Origin of the sequence: Herbaspirillum sp. 1130, from assembly GCF_017833835.1 — a bacterium.
Classification (GTDB): Bacteria; Pseudomonadota; Gammaproteobacteria; order Burkholderiales; family Burkholderiaceae_D; genus Herbaspirillum; species Herbaspirillum huttiense.
Map to the genome: position 1 here is coordinate 694,829 of NZ_JAFICQ010000004.1, position 18,646 is coordinate 713,474.

At 63.5% G+C, this 18,646-nt stretch carries 19 protein-coding genes; 6 read left to right on the top strand and 13 right to left on the bottom strand.

The features are described from left to right. The first annotated feature begins 17 nt into the window (after positions 1-17). Positions 18-860 (top strand): GntR family transcriptional regulator, encoded by an 843-nt coding sequence (locus JOD78_RS20960; protein WP_204725962.1) that lies wholly within the window; start codon positions 18-20, stop codon positions 858-860. 97 nt (positions 861-957) lie between these two features. Here the strand turns inward: JOD78_RS20960 and JOD78_RS20965 are convergent, their stop codons facing one another. The 4 genes from JOD78_RS20965 to JOD78_RS20980 all read right to left on the bottom strand — a co-directional run bounded on the left by JOD78_RS20965 (position 958) and on the right by JOD78_RS20980 (position 5,071). Next, a complete protein-coding gene (locus JOD78_RS20965; protein WP_134136597.1) occupies positions 958-1,968 on the bottom strand; it encodes an LLM class flavin-dependent oxidoreductase in 1,011 nt (336 codons plus the stop codon). Positions 1,969-2,063: 95 nt separating this feature from the next. Further along, the gene (locus tag JOD78_RS20970; protein WP_039786989.1) at positions 2,064-3,092 is read right to left on the bottom strand and encodes an NADP-dependent oxidoreductase; all 1,029 of its coding nucleotides are present in this window, start codon (positions 3,090-3,092) and stop codon (positions 2,064-2,066) included. A gap of 74 nt (positions 3,093-3,166) precedes the next feature. After that, positions 3,167-3,766: a TetR/AcrR family transcriptional regulator gene (locus JOD78_RS20975; protein ID WP_039787399.1), complete on the bottom strand. Its 600-nt coding sequence runs from the start codon at positions 3,764-3,766 to the stop codon at positions 3,167-3,169. A 57-nt stretch (positions 3,767-3,823) separates the two neighbouring features. Beyond that, positions 3,824-5,071, bottom strand: a complete 1,248-nt coding sequence (locus tag JOD78_RS20980; protein ID WP_209567575.1) for an MFS transporter — start codon at positions 5,069-5,071, stop codon at positions 3,824-3,826. A gap of 101 nt (positions 5,072-5,172) precedes the next feature. On the opposite strand from JOD78_RS20980, the gene JOD78_RS20985 reads away from it, so the two are divergent. Beyond that, complete coding sequence (locus JOD78_RS20985; protein WP_209567577.1) at positions 5,173-6,129, top strand: GlxA family transcriptional regulator; 957 nt, start codon at positions 5,173-5,175, stop codon at positions 6,127-6,129. A 6-nt stretch (positions 6,130-6,135) separates the two neighbouring features. Here the strand turns inward: JOD78_RS20985 and JOD78_RS20990 are convergent, their stop codons facing one another. Further along, the gene (locus tag JOD78_RS20990; RefSeq protein ID WP_209567579.1) at positions 6,136-7,293 is read right to left on the bottom strand and encodes a metallophosphoesterase; all 1,158 of its coding nucleotides are present in this window, start codon (positions 7,291-7,293) and stop codon (positions 6,136-6,138) included. Between the two features lie 328 nt (positions 7,294-7,621). Between JOD78_RS20990 and JOD78_RS20995 the strand changes: the two genes are divergently transcribed. Then, positions 7,622-8,164 carry a hypothetical protein gene (locus tag JOD78_RS20995; protein WP_034341298.1) on the top strand — a complete coding sequence of 181 codons (543 nt, stop codon included), beginning with the start codon at positions 7,622-7,624 and terminating at the stop codon, positions 8,162-8,164. Between the two features lie 111 nt (positions 8,165-8,275). Here JOD78_RS20995 and ppk2 read toward each other — a convergent pair whose 3' ends face one another. Beyond that, positions 8,276-9,187 carry a polyphosphate kinase 2 gene (ppk2, locus tag JOD78_RS21000; protein WP_209567707.1) on the bottom strand — a complete coding sequence of 304 codons (912 nt, stop codon included), beginning with the start codon at positions 9,185-9,187 and terminating at the stop codon, positions 8,276-8,278. Positions 9,188-9,431: 244 nt separating this feature from the next. Here ppk2 and JOD78_RS21005 point away from each other — a divergent pair, with 244 nt between their 5' ends. Then, the gene (locus tag JOD78_RS21005; RefSeq protein ID WP_121043749.1) at positions 9,432-10,379 is read left to right on the top strand and encodes a LysR substrate-binding domain-containing protein; all 948 of its coding nucleotides are present in this window, start codon (positions 9,432-9,434) and stop codon (positions 10,377-10,379) included. Positions 10,380-10,459: 80 nt separating this feature from the next. On the opposite strand, the gene JOD78_RS21010 is transcribed toward JOD78_RS21005, so the two are convergent. The 4 genes from JOD78_RS21010 to ugpB form a co-directional block, all read right to left on the bottom strand. Beyond that, positions 10,460-11,554, bottom strand: a complete 1,095-nt coding sequence (locus JOD78_RS21010; protein WP_121043752.1) for a sn-glycerol-3-phosphate import ATP-binding protein UgpC — start codon at positions 11,552-11,554, stop codon at positions 10,460-10,462. 34 nt (positions 11,555-11,588) lie between these two features. Beyond that, positions 11,589-12,440, bottom strand: coding sequence for a sn-glycerol-3-phosphate ABC transporter permease UgpE (gene ugpE / locus JOD78_RS21015; RefSeq protein ID WP_034341291.1), 852 nt, complete (start codon positions 12,438-12,440; stop codon positions 11,589-11,591). A 52-nt stretch (positions 12,441-12,492) separates the two neighbouring features. Then, positions 12,493-13,377: a sn-glycerol-3-phosphate ABC transporter permease UgpA gene (ugpA, locus tag JOD78_RS21020; protein WP_088755676.1), complete on the bottom strand. Its 885-nt coding sequence runs from the start codon at positions 13,375-13,377 to the stop codon at positions 12,493-12,495. A gap of 175 nt (positions 13,378-13,552) precedes the next feature. Then, positions 13,553-14,866, bottom strand: a complete 1,314-nt coding sequence (ugpB, locus tag JOD78_RS21025; RefSeq protein WP_121043755.1) for a sn-glycerol-3-phosphate ABC transporter substrate-binding protein UgpB — start codon at positions 14,864-14,866, stop codon at positions 13,553-13,555. Positions 14,867-15,162: 296 nt separating this feature from the next. Here ugpB and ubiA point away from each other — a divergent pair, with 296 nt between their 5' ends. Both ubiA and JOD78_RS21035 read left to right on the top strand, forming a co-directional pair. Then, positions 15,163-16,017 (top strand): 4-hydroxybenzoate octaprenyltransferase, encoded by an 855-nt coding sequence (ubiA, locus tag JOD78_RS21030; RefSeq protein ID WP_039786971.1) that lies wholly within the window; start codon positions 15,163-15,165, stop codon positions 16,015-16,017. A 72-nt stretch (positions 16,018-16,089) separates the two neighbouring features. Beyond that, positions 16,090-16,749, top strand: coding sequence for a thiopurine S-methyltransferase (locus tag JOD78_RS21035; protein ID WP_209567581.1), 660 nt, complete (start codon positions 16,090-16,092; stop codon positions 16,747-16,749). Between the two features lie 7 nt (positions 16,750-16,756). On the opposite strand, the gene JOD78_RS21040 is transcribed toward JOD78_RS21035, so the two are convergent. From JOD78_RS21040 to proC, 3 genes are all read right to left on the bottom strand, one after another. Continuing rightward, positions 16,757-16,984, bottom strand: coding sequence for a hypothetical protein (locus JOD78_RS21040; protein ID WP_088755680.1), 228 nt, complete (start codon positions 16,982-16,984; stop codon positions 16,757-16,759). Between the two features lie 61 nt (positions 16,985-17,045). After that, entirely contained in the window at positions 17,046-17,804 is a 759-nt protein-coding gene (locus JOD78_RS21045) for a peptidoglycan DD-metalloendopeptidase family protein (protein ID WP_209567583.1), read from the bottom strand. Next, positions 17,804-18,616: a pyrroline-5-carboxylate reductase gene (gene proC, locus JOD78_RS21050; protein WP_121043767.1), complete on the bottom strand. Its 813-nt coding sequence runs from the start codon at positions 18,614-18,616 to the stop codon at positions 17,804-17,806. Before proC ends, JOD78_RS21045 begins: the two co-directional genes overlap by 1 nt. Positions 18,617-18,646: the final 30 nt, after the last annotated feature.

An 18,646-nucleotide genomic window follows, 5' to 3' on the forward strand; every position in this document is an offset into this window, starting at 1 on the left:
CACCCCATGACTAGACGATGAGCGACCTCTCTCCCCGCAAGACGGCCAAGCCGACTTCCCGCACTGGCAAGTCCCAGGAGCACGCCACCAAACCGGCAGCGGCACCGGCCCGCCAGAGCCGCGCCGGCCGTCCGCGCGTGCGGCACGACGACCTGGCCGATACCGCGCCCCTGGTACTGGAAGGCGAAGCGGGCGAGGACATCATCGTGCGCATCTACCAGACCGTCTTCGACAGCGTGATGAGCCAGCGCCTCACCCCCGGCACCAAGCTGCCGGAGGCGGCGCTGTGCGAACTGTTCGGCGTGGGGCGCACGGTGGTGCAGAAGGCGCTGCAGAAACTGGCGCACGAACACATCGTCGAGTTGCGGCCCAATCGCGGTGCCGTGGTGGCCATGCCGACACCGGAAGAGACCCGCGAGATCTTCGAGGCGCGGCGCGCACTGGAAGGCGCCATCATGCGGCTGGCCGTACGCAATGCGACGCGCGCCGACCTGGCCAAGCTGCGCCGCCAGCTCAAGGAAGAGCACCAGGTCATGCACAGCTATGCGCAGACCCACTGGGCGCGCCTGGCCTCGTCCTTCCACATGCGGGTAGCCGAGCTGTCGCGCAATGCCACGCTGCAGCGCTATCTGGGCGAACTGGTCTCACGCTGCTCGCTGATCGTGGCGCTGCATGAGCCGGCCGGATATGCAGCCTGCGAGCACGATGAACATACGCATATCGTCGACCTGATCGAGCGCGGCGATAGCGAGGGTGCGGTGGCGGCCATGGAAGCGCATCTGGTCTCGCTGGAGGAACACATTCACCTGGTCAGCGAAAAGAGCGGCAACAGCCTGGCGCGGATGCTGGGGATGGAATAAAGTCATCACCCGCATCACCTGCATCGCTTTGTAGGGATGAAAAAAATGGCGGCAAGGACTGAAGTCCCTGCCGCCATTTTTACGTGCAAACCGTCAATCAGATCGTGACCGATTCCTTCAATGCCTCGCGCGCTTGCGCTGCAATCTCGAAGGAGTGCAGGCGCGCCGCGTGATCGTAGATCTGCGCGGTGATGATGAGCTCATCGGGCGCATGTTCATCGATGAAGGCTTGCAGGCCTTCTTCCACGGTCTCGCGGTCACCGACCACGGCGCAGGAGAGCGAGCGCTCGACATGGGCCTGTTCACCGGGCTGCCACAGCGCATCGATGTCATCCACCGGCGGACGCAGCTGGCCGGGTGTACCCCGGATGAGGTTGAGGAACTGCTGCTGCAGCGAGGTGAAGAGACGCTCGGCTTCGCGCTGGGTATCGGCGGCGAAGACATTCAGGGCCAGCATCACGTAAGGCTTCTTCAAGGTCGCCGACGGCTTGAAGCGCTCGCGGTAGATCTGCACGGCCGACTTCATGAAGCCCGGCGCAAAGTGCGACGCGAAGGCGAACGGCAAACCGAGTTCGGCCGCCAGCTGGGCGCTGAACATGCTGGAACCCAGCAGCCAGATCGGCACTTTGAGACCGCTGCCCGGGACGGCACGCAGGTTCTGGTAGTCCGAGGGTTCGTCGAAATATTCCTGCAGCTCGATGACGTCCTGCGGGAAGTTGTCTGCCGTATCCCCGCCCATGTGGCGGCGCAGGGCGCGCGCGGTGCGCTGGTCGGAACCCGGCGCGCGGCCCAGGCCCAGGTCGATGCGGCCGGGATAGAGAGACTCCAGCGTGCCGAACTGCTCGGCGATGACCAGCGGCGAGTGGTTGGGCAGCATGATGCCGCCCGAGCCGACGCGGATGGTTTTGGTGTTGGCTGCCACGTGCGAAATCACCAGGGATGTAGCCGCGCTGGCGATGCCGGGCATGTTGTGATGCTCGGCCAGCCAGTAGCGTTTGTAGCCCAAGGCTTCGGCGCGCTGTGCCAGTTCCTTGCTGTTGTTGAAGGCCTGGGCGGCGGTGCTGCCCTGGTTGATCGGCGACAGATCTAGGACGGAAAACGGAATCATGCAGGAATCCTTGTCGAGTCGGCACGGCCTTCGCAGGCCGTGCCGGTGGCCGGGTAGCTTCCCCGGAAAAGGCGTGCGGTGGGCGGTGCGCGGACTCAGTCCAGCTTCACCACCAGCTTGCCGAAGTTCTTGCCTTGCAGCAGGCCCATGAAGGCTTCAGGGGCCTTCTCCAGGCCTTGCACCACGTCTTCGCGGTAGTGCAGCTTGCCTTCCTTGAGCCAGGTGCCGACTTCCTTCTGGAAGGCCGCATACAGGTCGGGACGATTGACGTAGTAATCGAAGATGATGAAGCCCTGCACGCGGATGCGCTGCGTCAGCAAGCGGCGCAGGATGGCGCTGCTCTCGGTGGCCAGGCCGCCGCCGTTGTAGTGGGCGATCAGGCCGCACACCGGTACGCGGGCGTGAATGTTGAGCAGCGGGATGACGGCATCGAGGACGGCGCCGCCAACGTTTTCGAAATACACGTCGATGCCGCGCGGGCAAGCCGCTTTCAATTGCTCGGCAAAGTCAGGTGCACGGTGGTCGATACAGGCATCGAAGCCCAGTTCCTTGACTGCCGATTCGCACTTCTGTGCGCCGCCCGCAATACCGACCACGTGGCAGCCGCGCTGCTTGGCGATCTGGCCGACCAGCGAACCGACCGCACCGGTAGCGGCGGCCACGACCACGGTTTCGCCGGCGCGCGGCTGGCCGATGTCGATCAGGCCGGCGTAGGCGGTGTAGCCGGGCATGCCCAGCACGCCCAGCGCATGCGAGGGATGGGCGAAATCGGCGGGCAGCTTGTTGGCACCGCTGCCGTCGGAGATGGCGTATTCCTGCCAGCCGGTATAGGCCATGACCAGGTCGCCTTCCTTGAAATCGGGATGGCGCGAGCTGACCACGCGCGACACCACGCCGCCGGTCATGACGCCATCGATTTCCACCGGCGGTGCGTAGGAAGGCGCATCACTCATGCGGCCGCGCATGTAGGGGTCCAGCGAGAGCCATTCACCGCGCAGCAGCATCTGGCCTTCCTGTACTTCCGGAATGGCCACTTCTTCCAGGCGGAAATTTTCTGCAGTGGGAGCGGCAGCGGGACGCGAAGCGAGGACGATGCGGCGGTTGGTCTTGGGCAATTGAGTCATGGAACTCCTTTCCGTATTCGGTTCATTGAGAGGCGCGGCGCGCCATCGAATCCTTCTGGCCTGATATGGCTTGATTACTGCGGTGCGACCAGCACGTGCCGCGTGACCAGCATGGCCGCTTCCATCGGTGCGCGGTCTCGGCCCAGCTTGGACAGCAGGCTGGCACCCAGCCACTGCTGGTACAGCATGGTGGCCGTGGCCAGCGGTTGCAGCACAGTGTGCAGCGAGCCTTCGGCGATGCCTTCCTCGATGCAGGCGGCGATGCGTTCGATGAAACGCTGCGTGCCGCCGTGCAATACCTGGCGCATGTCGTCGGAGAGATCGGCCACTTCGGCGGAGAGCTTGACCACCAGGCAACGCTGCTCGGCTTCTTCGCAGCACTGGCTTTCCAGCCAGTATCCCCAGTAGGTCAGCAGGCGCTCGCGGGCGCTGCCGCCCTGGCTGCGGTCGGACAGGACGTGATCCAGCCGGTCCAGATAGCCGGCCACATAATGCTCGATCAGTTCGCGGCCATATTGTTCCTTCGATCCGAAGTAGTGATAGAAGGAACCCTTGGGAATCTGCGCCGCCGCCAGGATCTCGGCCAGGCCGACGCCGGTGTAGCCCTTCTGCGCAATGAGCGCATGGCCGGCTTGCAGGATGTGGCGCTTGTTGTGGTCGTAGTGTTCTCGCATCGGCCCATTCTAACGGAAAATTAGACCGGTCGTCTAAGACCGGTCTTTTTCATCAGATCAGCGTGATGCCGGTGCATTGCGCGCAGGTGGAAACAGCGGCCACACCAGCAAGGCCACCCCTGCAGTGACTATCCACACAGCGGGCCAGCCGTGCCAGTGCAGCAGCAGCGGAATGGCCTGGGCGGTGAGGAAGAAGACGCCGAACACGCAGCTGTTGCCCAGTCCCAGCGCGGTGCCGACCTGTGCCGGACCCGCCGCCACAGCCAGCTCGGTATAGGCCACGCCATGCCATGCGGAGACCACCACGCCCGCCGCCACCAGCACGCCGCCCAGCCATTGCAGCGAGACGGAGAGGGTGCTGAGCGAAGACACGCCCAGCAGCAGGAACAGCAGCGCACTGACCAATGCGCAAGCACGCAGATAGGGACGGCGCTGGCCGCGTGTGTCCGTCCAGCGGCCACTGGCAATGCGCGCCACCGCTGCGCCCACTTGCACCAGCGTCAGCAACACGCTGATGAGGAGCAGACCGGCCTGCCCCACTTCATGCAGGAAGATACCGCCGAAGCTGATCAGCGCCACCTGGGGCGCACACAAGAGGCCGGTGCCCAGTGCCAGCCGCCAGACCAGCGGACTGCGCAAGGCCGGCATCGCAGGAGAAATTGCCGTGTGCGAAGGTGATGCCTTGTGCGGCTCGCGCAGCCACAGCAACACCAGCGCGACGCTGGCCAGGCACAGTGCCATCAGCAAGCCATACACCGCACCGAAGCCGGCCCGCGCTGCCAGCGTGGGCAAGAGCAAAGCACCGATACCGCCGCCGAGCGGCACTGCCGTCTGGCGGATGCTCATGGCGAGTCCCCGCTCGCCCTCTGCGAACCAGGCCATGATGGCGCGTCCACTGGCACCGTTGACACTGCCGCCCAGCAAGCCTGCCAGCGTGAGACCGACGCATAGCCACACAAAGGCCGAACCGCCCTGCCCCGGCCGCGCCATCGCCATCAGCAGGCACAGCGCGGCGCTGGTCCCCAATAGTCCGGCCAGCAGCACCTTGCGGTCCCCCAGGCGATCGGTCAGCACGCCCCAGGGCAGTTCACCCAGGGCCACGCCCAGGCTCAGCAATCCGAGCGCCAGGCCCAATTGCGCATTGCTCAGGTGATAGTCGCTGCGCAGCACCAGCGAAGTCACGGGGATCCCGGAAAACACGGCCGAGAAACTGGCATTGGCGGCAACGCCTGCGGCCAGGACCTTCCAGCGATGGGCGGACGGGCTGCCGGGGAGGGTGGCGGGATGAGTGGATAGCGTGGACAAGGCAGGCTCCAGTAGGGATCAGGCCTTGCAGTGTGGCGTGCAGCCGCATGGCTTGAATGCCATAATTCCGGCATTGCCAGCCATTTGACGTTTTCTGCACCATGCCCGCGCGCGACATCGCCTTCCTCATTTTTGCTGACTGCAGCATGCTCGATTTCACCGGCCCGCTGTCGGCCTTCGATGCCGCCAACCGCGTGAGTGGACGCGCGCTCTACCGGATCACGCTGTACTCCGAGCCGGGCGGCCTGATCCGCAGTTCGGCCGGGGCGATGATCCAGACCGAGCGCATCGGCCGCGCCAGTTTCGATACCTTGGTGGTAGCCGGTGGCGGTGCGCCGCGCGAGGGGCTGGTGTCCGAACCACTGCGCCGCTACATCCTGCGCGCAGCCAACCGTTCGCGCCGCATCGCCGGTGTATGCACCGGGGCTTTCGTGCTGGCGGCCGCAGGCCTGCTCAATGGCAAGCGCGCCACCACGCACTGGCGCATGGCGGCCAAGCTGCAACAGATGCATCCGCAGGTAAAGGTGGACAGCGACCGCATCTATTCCTGCGATGGCAAGGTGTGGACCTCGGCCGGCATTTCCGCCGGGATCGACCTGGCGCTGGCCCTGATCGAGGAAGACCACGGTGCGGAACTGGCCAAATCGGTGGCGCGCGAACTGGTGGTGTATCACCGCCGTCCGGGCGGCCAGTCACAATTCTCGGCCTTGCAGGAAATGGATGGGGGCTCGGAGCGCATCCGCCGCGCACTCAGTTTTGCGCGCGCGCATCTGCATCAGGAAGTGACCGTCGACACGCTGGCCGAAGTGGCCTGTCTCAGTCGCCGCCAGTTCGACCGCAGCTTTGCGGCCGAGACCGGCCAGACCCCGGCGCGCGCCATCGAACAGATGCGCGCAGAAGCGGCGCGGCTGCGCATCGAACAATCACAGGACAGCCTGGAGAGCATCGCCCGCGCCACCGGCTTTGGCGATGCCGAGCGCATGCGGCGCGCCTGCCTGCGGCTGTTCGGCCAACCGCCGCAAGCCATGCGGCGGCTGGCGCGGCTGGACGAGGAGTGACTCGGTTCAGCGGGTGGTCAGGCGCACGCGTGTGATTTCGGACGGGGCCAGCAGCCGTTTGGGCGGGCCCCAGTAGCCGGTGCCACGGCTGACGTAGATCCACAGACCCTGCAGGCGCTTGAGACCGGCGACATAGGGCTGTTGCAGCGGCACGAAGAAATTCCACGGGAAGAATTGTCCGCCATGCGTATGGCCCGACAGTTGCAGGTCGAAGCCGGCCTCGACGGCCGCCGTGGCGCTGCGCGGCTGGTGCGCCAGCAGCACGCGCGGATGGCCGGTCGGCGCATCGGCAATGGCGGCATGCGGATCGCTGCGATGGGTCTCGTCGAAATGATGGGCGGTGTAGTCCGTCACCCCGGCCAGCACCAGACCCGCCCCTTCATGGCGCAGGACCACGTGTTCATTCATCAGCACGGTCACACCCAGGCGACGGACTTCATCGATCCATTCGTGGGCATTGGAGTAGTACTCGTGATTGCCGGTGACGAAGTAGGCACCATGCCGCGCCCGCAGTTGCGCCAGCGGCGCGGTGTGCGGGGCCAGCTGGCGCACGCTGCCATCGACCAGGTCGCCGGTGATGGCCACCACGTCGGGCTGCAGCGCATTGACCTTGTCGACGATGGCTTGCAGGTACGGGGCCTTGATGGTGGGGCCAACGTGGATGTCGCTGATCTGGACGATGGTGAACCCCTCCAGCGCCGCGGGCAGGTTGGCGATGGGCACGCTGACCTCCACCACGGCAGCGGTGCGGCGGGCGTTGAGATAGCCGATGACCGTGGCCGCTGCGGTGAGGGCCAGCACCAGCCAGGCGCTCAGTTCCACCATCTCGTGCTGCTGGATGGCCGGCAGGTGCAGCCAAGGCAGCGCGGCCAGCGCCAGCGCGCGCAAGAGCGTGAGCAGCAGCGCCGAAGAGAACGCCCCCATGGCCAGCATGCCGGCCCAGGCCACGCGGTCGGCGGCGATTTCGGACAGGCCGCGCCGCTTGAGATAAGGCACGGCCAGCGCTACCGGCATCAGCAGGAAGGACAGCAGCAACACCGCTGCGCCCAACGTGATCCAGCCCGCGTGGGTGGTCAGGGCCGGCAGCAGCTGCCAGCCTATCCAGGCATGCAGCGCGGCCAGCAGGCCGAGGACGGTCAACAGCGAAAGGAGGCTACGGCGCATGGAAAACCTTTGAAAGAGGACACATTGCCCGGAACTGCGGGGGCCGGACCAAACTTGCCGGAAAGCAAGCATATGAAGGCTTGAGACATGCTTTTCAAGCAATTTCTGCGAAAAACCTCGTAAATCCTGCCCAAAATGGCTCATCGGCAGGCAGCAGAAATGGTCAGATGAAGAAAAAGTCCGCCGCGGGTATGCAATAAGACGCGCAGAGGAGGATAATATTGCCTCTATCCCCCCGTTTTTAATTCGCGCGACCTTGGCGGCGACAGCCGCATCGATGGCAAGAGCATCGACACCAGGCCGCGCCTGCATCATTGGAAGAGTTATTTTGAGTTCAAGCAAAACCAAACGCTGGCATGGCAATGTCGAGGCGATCAAGGCCGAATTCCTCAACGGCGTGATTACCCAGATGAGCTCCTACGGCGACCGCGTCCATTTCAGCATGTTCGGTTCGGTGCAGAAGCCGCACTATGAAGTCATCAACAGCTTCGACAAGAAGATGGCCTTCGATGGCAATCATCACCTGCACCGCGCCGAGGAAACCGAATTCGGTCCCGGCAACGTGACGCCCATCTTCACCCTCGACCAGATCAAGCGCATCGTCGCCACCGGCGGCAGCGGCACCCGCAGCACGCCGCGTTCGGCGCGTGCCTCCTCGGCCCGCAGCGCCGCCGGCAGCGCCCGTCCGACCACCGCCGCCGCCCGTGCGCGCGAAGCGGTCGATGGCGAGAAGTACGCTTACTTCAAGGCCAACCGCCACATGCTGCCGGATGAAATCAACCAGCATTCCGATGAGATCAGCAAGCTGATGCTCAATGGCATGTCGGCGGAACAGGCCTTCGGTGAAGTCATTTCCAAGTACTTCGACTGAGCCTGATACAGGGTCCGGGACGGCAGGCGGCGCAGGCCGTTCCGTCCTCCGAACGAAAATGGCCGGAGCTCAGTCTCCGGCCATTTTCATTGCGGCGCCCTGCTCTGCCGATCAGTAGATTTCCGGCACGATCATGGAATCGGGCACCGGATGGCGCTCGTAATCCTCATGGCGTTCGCGCTCGGGCAGCAGCACGGTCGGATGCGGCACTTCCGCGTAAGGCATCTGCTGCAGCAGATGGCTGATGCAGTTCAGGCGGGCCTTCTTCTTGTCCACCGCCTGCACGATCCACCATGGCGCTTCCGGAATGTGGGTGCGTTCCAGCATCACTTCCTTGGCCTTGGTGTATTCCTCCCAGCGGCGGCGGGATTCCAGGTCCATGGGGCTCAGCTTCCATTGCTTGAGCGGATCGTGGATGCGCGAGAGGAAGCGCAGGTGCTGCTCTTCATCGGTGATCGAGAACCAGTACTTGATGACCTGGATGCCGGCACGCGTGAGCATGCGTTCGAACTCGGGCACCGAGCGGAAGAATTCCTCGTATTGCTCGTCGGTACAGAAACCCATCACGCGCTCCACACCCGCACGGTTGTACCAGCTGCGGTCAAACAGCACGATCTCGCCGGCTGCCGGCAGGTGCGATACATAGCGCTGGAAATACCATTGCGTGCGTTCGCGGTCATTGGGTGCCGGCAGCGCCGCCACGCGGGCCACGCGCGGGTTCAGGCGCTGGGTGATGCGCTTGATGACACCGCCCTTGCCGGCCGCATCGCGTCCCTCGAAGACGATCACCACCTTGTGGCCGGTCTGCACCACCCAGTCCTGCAGCTTGACCAGTTCGCCCTGCAGGCGGAACAGTTCGCGGAAATACAGGCGGCGGTATTCCTTTTCCTCGCTGCCGTGGGCGCTGGAAAATTCGCCGGTGACCGGATCGACGGTGCGGTCTTCCAGCTCCAGTTCCATTTCTTCATCGTAGCTGTCGGCCAGTTCGCGGTGGACGCGCTTGACCAGTTCTTCCTTATCCATCATGTCCTCGTATCCAAGATAAAGTGGCGAACGCTGCACTCCCCTTCGCCTGAAAAGTGCGTGACAACATACCTGCCCATTGTGACCAAGACATGACAGGCCGATAACATCAAAATCAAAGCCTGCCTGCGCTGGCGCATGCGCCTCCATCCTGCGCCATCTGGCGGGAAAGCGCCATGATGCCGCACAGAACCAGCCGGGCGAAAATACGCTATAGTCCCGAAAACGATTCCGGCATAACAGCATGACACTTACAGAACTCAAATACATCGTGGCCGTCGCGCGGGAAAAGCATTTCGGCCATGCAGCAGAAGCTTGTTTCGTCGCCCAGCCCACGCTGTCGGTGGCCATCAAGAAACTGGAAGATGAGCTGGGCGTGGTCATCTTCGAGCGCGGCGGCACCGAGGTCTCGGTCACGCCGCTGGGCGCGCAGATCGTGGCCCAGGCCGAGCGCGTGCTGGAACAGACCGCCGCCATCAAGGAAATCGCCAACCAGAACAAGGATCCGCTTTCCGGTCCCTTGCGCCTGGGCATCATCTACACGATTGGTCCCTACCTGCTGCCTTCGCTGGTCAAGACCATGATCGAGCGCGTGCCGCAGATGCCGCTGATCCTGCAGGAGAATTTCACCACGCGCCTGATCGAACTGCTGCGCCAGGGTGAACTCGATGCGGCCATCATGGCCCTGCCCTTCCCCGAGCACGGACTGAATGTGCTGCCGCTCTACGATGAAGAATTCATGGTGGCATTGCCGCGCCAGCACAAGTGGGCCGAGCGCAAGGAAATCGATGCCCGTGAACTCAAGAGCGAGACCATGCTGTTGCTGGGCAATGGCCACTGCTTCCGCGACCAGGTGCTGGAAGTCTGCCCGGAGATGTCGCGCTTCTCCACCAATGGCGATGGCATCGCCCGCACCTTCGAAGGCTCGTCACTGGAGACCATCCGTCACATGGTGTCTTCCGGCATCGGCGTGACGGTGCTGCCACGCGCCTCCATTCCCGATACCGATACGCGCGAAGGCATGGTGCGCTATGTGCCCTTCGTGGCGCCGGCCCCCTCGCGCCGCGTGGTCATCGCCTGGCGCAAGAGCTTTACGCGGCAGGCGGCCATCGATGCCGTGCATCAGGCGGTGCTGGCGTGCAAGCTCAATGGTGTTCAGATGCTCACCGAAGAGTCGGCCAGCGCGGCCTGATCCCTGCGCGAGCTTGCAAGCAAAACGGGCCTCGCCATTGCGAGGCCCGTTTCGTTTCCCACTGTGGGAAACGATGATCGTCAGGCGATGCGATGGGTGCTCTTCACATCAAACCAATGCACATCCCCCGCCCCGAACGACGCCCCGATGCGCTGACCGGTGCTGACCGGCACATTGGCCGGGCAACGCAGCACCAGCGATTGCCCGCCGCAGCGCGCATGCACCAGCAATTCCGCACCCAGCGCTTCGACCAGCTCCACCTCCAGTGACAGCTGCGCAGCCGAGCCGTCGAGGATGGGCAGCAGGTGTTCCGGGCGCACGCCCAGGATGCGCTCCTGGCCGGCCGCACCGGTCACCGGCTGCGGCAGGCGCACGGTAGCGGTGGCCTCGCCCCTGCTGGCCTCGAAGCTGGCCCCGTCGGCCGACAGGCTGCCCTGCAGCAAATTCATCGGCGGTGAACCGATGAAACTGGCCACGAAGGTGGTGGCCGGACGGGCATAGACTTCAGCCGGGGTGCCGATCTGTTCGGCCACGCCGCGATTCATCACGATCATCCGCTGGCCCAGGGTCATGGCCTCGACCTGGTCGTGGGTCACATAGAGGCTGGTGGTGCGCAGGCTGGCATGCAGCTTCTGGATTTCCAGCCGCATCTGCACGCGCAGCTTGGCGTCCAGGTTGGAGAGCGGTTCGTCGAAGAGGAACACGGCGGGCTTGCGCACGATGGCGCGGCCCATGGCCACGCGCTGGCGCTGGCCACCGGAAAGCTGGCGCGGCGTGCGTTCCAGCAGCGCGCCCAGTTCCAGGATGGCGGCGGCACGCTGCACGCGCTCGTCGATCTCGGTCTTGGACAAGCCCTGGATCTTCAGGCCATACGCCATGTTCTGGTACACCGTCATGTGCGGATACAGCGCATAGTTCTGGAACACCATGGCGATGTCGCGTTCCTTGGGTTCCAGGTCATTGACCACGCGCTTGCCGATGACGATCTGTCCGCTGCTGACTTCTTCCAGCCCGGCGACCATGCGCAGCAGCGTGGATTTGCCGCAGCCCGAGGGCCCGACCATGACGATGAATTCGCCATCGGCGATGTCGGCATCGATGCCATGGATCACGTCGACCGCCTTGGTGCCGGCACCATAGGTCTTGCGGACTTGCTTGAGATGGATTGCTGCCATGATTGTCAGTCTCTAACTCTCGGAATGATATAAATTATTTCTCGGAATCAACCAGGCCCTTGACGAACCATTTCTGCATGACCACCACCACCAGTCCGGGCGGGAGCATGGCCAGGATCATGGTGGCCATCACCAGGTTCCACTCTACCGCCGAATCACCGCCGGAGATCAGCGTCTTGATGCCGATGCCGATGGGATACATGCTGGTGTCGGTGGCGATGATGAGCGGCCACAGGTACTGGTTCCAGCCATAGATGAACATGATCACGAACAGCGCGATGACGTTGGTGCGCGACAGCGGCCACAGCACATCCTTGAGGAAGCGCAGCGGCCCGGCCCCATCGATGCGCGCGGCTTCGGCCAGTTCATCGGGCACCGTCAGGAAGAACTGGCGGAACAGGAAGGTGGCGGTCGCCGAGGCGATCAGCGGTACGCTCAAGCCCGCATAGCTGTTGAGCATGCCGAGATCGGACACCACCTGATAGGTCGGCGTGATACGCACTTCCACCGGCAGCATCAGCGTGACGAAGATCATCCAGAAGAACAGCCCGCGCCCCGGAAAACGGAAATACACGATGGCAAAGGCTGACAGCATGGAGATGGAGATCTTGCCGATGGCGATGATGAGCGCCGTGGCCAGGCTCACCCACAGCATGTTGAGCACGGGCGGTGCGGTCACCTGCCCGGCCGCGCCCTTGAAGAGCACGGCGCTGTAGTTGTTGATGAATTCCCCGCCCGGCACCAGCGACAGCGGCGACAGGGCCGACTGCTCGGCAGTCTGCGTGCTGGCCACGAAGGCGACATACAGCGGGAAGAACACGATCAGCACACCCAGCACCAGGACCACGTGGCTGAGGAAATCGAGGACGGGACGGCGTTCGATCATGCGGCCACCTCTGCAGTGAGGAAGATCAGGAAAGCGTTCATGGCGACGGGCTTCATGCGTATTGCACCTTCTTTTCAACGTACTTGAACTGCACCACGGTCAGCAGGATCACCAGTGCCATGAGCACCACCGATTGCGCCGCCGAGCCGCCCAGGTCGCCGCCCTTGAAGCCATCGGTGAAGACCTTGTAGACCAGGATCTCGGTATCCTTGCCGGGACCGCCGTGGGTAGTGGCGTCGACGATGACGAAAGTATCGAAGAAGGCATAGACCACGTTGACCACGAACAGGAAGAAGGTGGTCGGCGAGATCAGCGGGAAGACGATGGTGAAGAAGCGCTTGACCGGACCCGCACCATCGATGGCGGCCGCTTCGATGAGCGACTTGGGAATCGATTGCAGGCCGGCCAGGAAGAACAGGAAGTTGTAGCTGATCTGCTTCCAGATGGCGGCAATGACGATGAGGATCATGGCGTGCGTGCCATTGATCATGTAATCCCACGGCAAACCCAGCCAGGCCAGCACATGCGAGAGGATGCCCAGCGAGGGACTCAGCAGGAACATCCACAGCACCCCCACCACCACCGGCGAGACCGCATAAGGCCAGATCAGGAAGGTCTTGTAGACCGAAGCGCCCCGGCGCACGCGGTCGGCGAAGACCGCCAGCAGCAGCGAGAGCGCCAGCCCGAAGAAGGCCACCAGCGCCGAGAAGAGCGCAGTGGTGCGGAAGGATTCGAGATAGGTCGGATCGGCAAAGAGCGTCTTGAAATTGTCGAACCAGACGAATTCGGAATAGCCGCCGAAGGCATCCTGCAGCAGCATGGACTGATACAAGGCCTGGATGGCCGGCCAGAAAAAGAACAGCAAAGTGATGATGATCTGCGGTGCCACCAGCAGATAAGGCAACCACTTCGAAGTGAATCGCGCGCGTTTTTCCACGATCGTTCCAGCCAGGGATCGCCTGGCCGCAGAAGTTGAATGAATCGGAAACGGAGGTCAGCTTGACCACATCCCAAAACGGAAGCCGGCGCTGCCCTCCGCGATCACGGAGCACACCGCCGGTTCCTGTCCCGTCACCGCGTTCAGGCGGGACGGGAGGTGTTGCTGATGAGACTTACTGATTGCCCTTGTTGGCCTTCTCGAAACGGGCCAGCAGTTCGTCGCCGCGCTTGACGGCGGAGTCCAGGGCTTCCTTGGCGGTCTTCTTGCCGGTCCAGACGTTTTCCAGTTCCTCGTCGAAGACGGTACGAACCTGGGCGTAATTGCCCAGGCGCAGGCCGCGCGACTTCTCGGTGGTCTTGACGATCATCTGCTTGACGGCGACGTCGGTGCCCGGGTTGCGCTCATAGAAACCGGAGCTCTTGGTCAGTTCGTAGGCGGCCTTGGTGACCGGCAGGTAACCGGTGTCCTGGTGCCACTTGGCGGCCACTTCCGGCTTGGAGAGGTAGCTGAAGAACTTGGCCACGCCCTTGTACTCGTCGCTCTTCTTGCCGTTCATGACCCACAGCGAGGCACCGCCGATGACGGTGTTCTGCGGTGCGCCCTGCACGTCGTTGTAATACGGCAGGGTGGCCACGCCGAACTTGAACTTGGCGTTCTTGCGGATATCCGCATAGGCCGAGGACGAACCGGTGATGATGGCGCACTCGCCCGCATTGAACTTGGCATTGGCCTCGTCCTTGCGGCCGGCGTAGGTGAAGTAGCCCTGCTTGGCCCAGTTCGACAGGTTCTCGATGTGGCGCACGTGCAGCGGGCTGTTCATCTTCAGACGGGCATCGAGGCCGCCGAAGCCGTTGTTCTTGGTGGCCAGCTCAACGTTGTGCCAGGTTGAAAACGATTCCAAATGCACCCAGGATTGCCAGGTCGTGGTGTAAGCACACGAGGCACCGCTGGCCTTGATCTTGGCCGCCATGCCGACGAATTCCTGCCAGGTGACGGGAGGCTTTTCAGGATCCAGGCCGGCCTTGGCGAACATGTCCTTGTTGTAGAACATGATGGTGGTGGAGCTGTTGAAGGGGAAGGACATCATGCCCTTCGGGGTCGAGTAGTAACCGGCCACCGCAGGCACGTAGGCGTTCTGGTCGAACTTCTCGCCAGCCTGCTGCATCACTTCATACACCGGCTTGACCGCGCCCTTGGCGTAGATCATGGTGGCGGTGCCCACTTCGAACACCTGCAGGATGCTGGGCGCATTGCCGGCACGATAGGCGGCGATGGCAGCCGACATCGATTCGTCGTAGGTCCCCTTGTAGACCGGCACGATCTTGTAATCACCCTGGGTCTTGTTGAAGTCGTCGGCCAGGGCATTGACGCGTTCGCCCAGGGCGCCGGTCATGGAATGCCACCAGGTGATCTCGGTTGCAGCGAAGGCAGAGGAAGTGATCGTCGCCAGGACACCGGTCGCGATCAGCGTTTTCATCATGTTCATCAGAGGGAACCTCTCGAAAAAAGGGGTTTTGATGCTAACAACGCTCCATGACAGCCGCGTTACATTAGCCGTACTGCCGGCTTTGGGCAAAAGAAATGCATGTGGCCGTGCAGCACGAAACCCGGGGGATGTCTCGGAAAATAAGAATTCGTTTTTATAAGTTCTGCTGATGTGTAGCACACCGCATCCACTGTCAGCACTTTGTCAGCGCATCAGCAAACAAGCGTTGAAAAGCACGACAGTGCGGAAACGGCGACGCGAATTATAATGCGGACTTTCGATTTTGCGGACATTCCATGGACAGGCTCAGGCTTTACGCGCTGCTGGTGCGCGCCCACAAACCCATCGGCATCCTGCTCTTGCTGTGGCCCACGCTCATTGCGCTGTGGCTGGCCTCGGGCGGCGTACCCGACTGGCGCATCCTGGTGATCTACGTGCTGGGCACGGTGCTGATGCGTTCGGCCGGCTGCGCCATCAACGACTATGCCGACCGCGACTTCGACCGGCATGTGAAACGCACCGAACAGCGCCCTCTCACCTCCGGCAAGATCAAATCGTGGGAAGCGCTGATGGTGGCCGGGGTGCTGGCGCTGGTGTCCTTCCTGCTGATCCTGCCGCTCAATGCGCTGACGCTGCAACTGTCGGTGGCAGCCGTGATCATCGCGGGCAGCTATCCGTATTTCAAGCGTTTCTTCGCCATCCCCCAGGCTTACCTGGGCATCGCCTTCGGCTTCGGCATCCCGATGGGATTTGCCAGCGTGACCGGCAGCGTACCGCTGGCGGCCTGGGTACTGCTGGTGGCCAACATCTTCTGGGCCGTGGCCTATGACACCGAGTATGCGATGGTGGACCGGGACGACGACCTGAAGATCGGCATCAAGACCTCGGCCATCACCTTTGGCCGCTACGACGTTGCGGCCATCATGCTGTGCTACGTGGTGGCGCTGGCGCTGATCTGGGTGGTCGGCCTGCAATACGGACTGGGGCTGTGGTTCACGGCGGGCATGCTGGTGGCCTGCGGTTTTGCCGTGTATCACTACACCCTGATCCGCGAGCGCGACCGCATGCGCTGCTTCGCGGCCTTCAACAACAACAACTGGCTGGGTGCGGCGATCTTCGCCGGTGTCGCGCTCGATTACCTGATGCGCTGATGCGCTGATGTGCTGATGCATTGATGCCAGGCAGGCCCTGCGGCTGCCTGGCGTAAATTCAAAGGAAACGGGATGAAAGCGGAATTTTGGCTCGAACGCTGGCGCGATGGACGCACGCACTTTCACCAGTCGCGGGTGACGCCGCTGCTGCAGAAATACTGGCCGCAACTGGCGCTGCCGGCCGGCAGCACGGTGCTGGTGCCCTTGTGCGGCAAGTCGCTGGACATGCTGTGGCTGGCAGAACAGGGCCATCGCGTGCTGGGGGTGGAGTTGTCGGAACTGGCCATCACCCAGTTCTTCAGCGAGCACCAGCTGACCCCGGCAGTGCATGAAAGCGCGCAGGGCCGCCATTACGTGGCAGGGCAGATCGAACTGATCTGCGGCGACATCTTCGCGCTGGAGAATGCCACCCTGGCCAACTGTGCCGGTGCCTATGACCGCGCCGCCCTCATCGCCCTGCCCCCGGACATGCGTGCGCGCTACGTGGAAGAAATCTATGGACGGCTGCCAGCCCAGGCACGCAGCCTCCTGATCACGCTGGAATACGATCAGGAAAAAATGGAAGGCCCGCCGTTCTCGGTGGCCGAAGAAGAAGTGTTGCGCCTCTACGCATCGCATAGCGAGGCGGTGGCCATCGACCGGCGCGATATCCTGGAGAAGGAACCCAAGTTCATGGAGCGCGGATTGCGGGCGCTGGATACGGTGGTGTATCGCTTGCAGCGCAAGGGCTGAGCTTCCCTCAGACCTCAGCCGTCGTCCTCACCACCGTCACCCGGCTGATGAGGAACTCCCCCTCCACCACCACCCGAAACGGCACCCCGGCCACGTTGAATCCGGGGCCGCCCTCGTCGTCCCAGACCTGGGCTAACGCATCGAAGTCGCGCGGAGTCATCTGCAGCATCTGTGCGCTGATGACGAAGGTGGCGCCGGTCTTCTGCCGGCGCACGATGTCTTCCAGTTTGGCCATGTGAATTCCTGATTCTTGAGATGGCGTCAAGGGCGGCACGCGCAGATGCGCGGCCGCTGCCTCAACGCGCCGGCAGCAGCGCCATCACGTTGACCGGCTTGCCGTTGCGGCGGATTTCGAAATACAGCTTGACCTTGTTGGTATCGCTGTTGCCCATGGTGGCGATCTGCTGGCCGCGCGTGACCATCTGGCCTTCCTTGACCGTGATCGTCGCATTGTGCGCATACACCGACAGCAGCTGCGGCGTGTGCTTGATGATCACCATGTTGCCGTAGCCGCGAATGCCATGCCCGGCATACGTCACCTTGCCCGCTGCAGCGGCCACCACCGTCTGGCCCTGGGTACCGGCGATATCGATGCCCTTCTTGTAGCTGTCAGCGCTGGGGGCGGACTTGCCCTGCGTGGGCCACATCCAGTCCAGCTTGGCATCGGCCGGGGCCGGGGCATCGTCATCATCTTGCGACTTGGGCGCTGGTTTGGCGGCGGGCTTGCCGGCATTCTTGCGCGGTGTGGTCTCCGCACCGGAAGAGGCGGACGCACGCGGCGTCTGCCCGGCGCCGGTACGGGCCACCACGCCAGCCGGCGGGCGCACCAGGATGCGCTGGCCGACTTCGAGGTCATCCGGATTGCGCAGGCGGTTCCAGGTGCGCAGGTTGGCCGGGCTCTGGTCGAAGTCGCGGCCGATGCTGTAGAGCGTGTCGCCGCGCTTGACCGTGTAATAGCCCTCGCTGTCGGCCGTGGAGGCGCAACCGGACAGCAGCAGCACGGAAGCCAGCGGCAAGGCCGCCAGCAGGCCCAGGAAGCGGTCAGCCTGTCCCATCAGGCCTTGCCGAACTCGTCGCCCAGCTCCTTGCTGCGATGGGCGGCGGCTTGCAGGGCCTGCACGATGGCCCCCTTCACGCCCGATTGCTCCAGGCTGGTCAGCGCGGCATAGGTGGTGCCGCCCTTGGAGGTCACGCGCTCGCGCAGCGTGGCCACGGATTCATCGGAGCGGCGCGCCAGTTCGGTGGCACCGGCGAAGGTCGCCTTGGCCAGTTGCAGGCCGTCTTCCGGCGACAGGCCCAGCTGGGCCGCTGCCTGCTCCATCGCTTCGAGGAAGTAGAACACGTAGGCCGGACCGCTGCCGGAGACGGCGGTGACGGCGTCGAGCTTTTCTTCGCTGTCCAGCCACAGGGTCTCGCCCACGGCCTTGAGGATGGAATCGGCCTGCGCGCGCTGCAGGGTCGAGACCTGCGCATGCGGTACCACGCCCGAGATGCCCTTGCCGATCAGGGCCGGGGTATTGGGCATCGCGCGCACGATGGCCTGGTGGCCGTCCAGCCAGCGCGACAGGTCCACCATGCGGATGCCGGCGGCAATCGAGACGATCAGTTGGGCCCCGATGAAGGGCTTCAAGCTGGCCACCACCTCGCGCATCTGCTGCGGCTTGACCGCCAGCACCACCACGTCCGCGTTGGCGAGGGTGCCATCGATGGACTGCGCGGTCGTCACACCGAACTTGTCCTTGAGCGCCTGCAGCGCATCGGCATTGAGATCGACCACGTGGATGTCTTCTGCCGCCGCGACCTTGCCGGCCAGTCCGCCGATCAATGCCGCTGCCATGTTGCCGCCGCCGATGAACGCTATCTTCACTTCCGCTCCTTGTGTCTTGTGTTGAGGCTT

Coding starts and splice junctions, on each gene's coding strand:
- JOD78_RS20960 (WP_204725962.1), top strand. CDS start 18: ATGAGCGACCTCTCTCCCCGCAAGACGGCCAAGCCGACTTCCCGCACT.
- JOD78_RS20965 (WP_134136597.1), bottom strand. CDS start 1,968: ATGATTCCGTTTTCCGTCCTAGATCTGTCGCCGATCAACCAGGGCAGC.
- JOD78_RS20970 (WP_039786989.1), bottom strand. CDS start 3,092: ATGACTCAATTGCCCAAGACCAACCGCCGCATCGTCCTCGCTTCGCGT.
- JOD78_RS20975 (WP_039787399.1), bottom strand. CDS start 3,766: ATGCGAGAACACTACGACCACAACAAGCGCCACATCCTGCAAGCCGGC.
- JOD78_RS20985 (WP_209567577.1), top strand. CDS start 5,173: ATGCCCGCGCGCGACATCGCCTTCCTCATTTTTGCTGACTGCAGCATG.
- JOD78_RS20990 (WP_209567579.1), bottom strand. CDS start 7,293: ATGCGCCGTAGCCTCCTTTCGCTGTTGACCGTCCTCGGCCTGCTGGCC.
- ppk2 (WP_209567707.1), bottom strand. CDS start 9,187: ATGGATAAGGAAGAACTGGTCAAGCGCGTCCACCGCGAACTGGCCGAC.
- JOD78_RS21005 (WP_121043749.1), top strand. CDS start 9,432: ATGACACTTACAGAACTCAAATACATCGTGGCCGTCGCGCGGGAAAAG.
- JOD78_RS21010 (WP_121043752.1), bottom strand. CDS start 11,554: ATGGCAGCAATCCATCTCAAGCAAGTCCGCAAGACCTATGGTGCCGGC.
- ugpE (WP_034341291.1), bottom strand. CDS start 12,440: ATGATCGAACGCCGTCCCGTCCTCGATTTCCTCAGCCACGTGGTCCTG.
- ugpB (WP_121043755.1), bottom strand. CDS start 14,866: ATGAACATGATGAAAACGCTGATCGCGACCGGTGTCCTGGCGACGATC.
- ubiA (WP_039786971.1), top strand. CDS start 15,163: ATGGACAGGCTCAGGCTTTACGCGCTGCTGGTGCGCGCCCACAAACCC.
- JOD78_RS21035 (WP_209567581.1), top strand. CDS start 16,090: ATGAAAGCGGAATTTTGGCTCGAACGCTGGCGCGATGGACGCACGCAC.
- JOD78_RS21040 (WP_088755680.1), bottom strand. CDS start 16,984: ATGGCCAAACTGGAAGACATCGTGCGCCGGCAGAAGACCGGCGCCACC.
- JOD78_RS21045 (WP_209567583.1), bottom strand. CDS start 17,804: ATGGGACAGGCTGACCGCTTCCTGGGCCTGCTGGCGGCCTTGCCGCTG.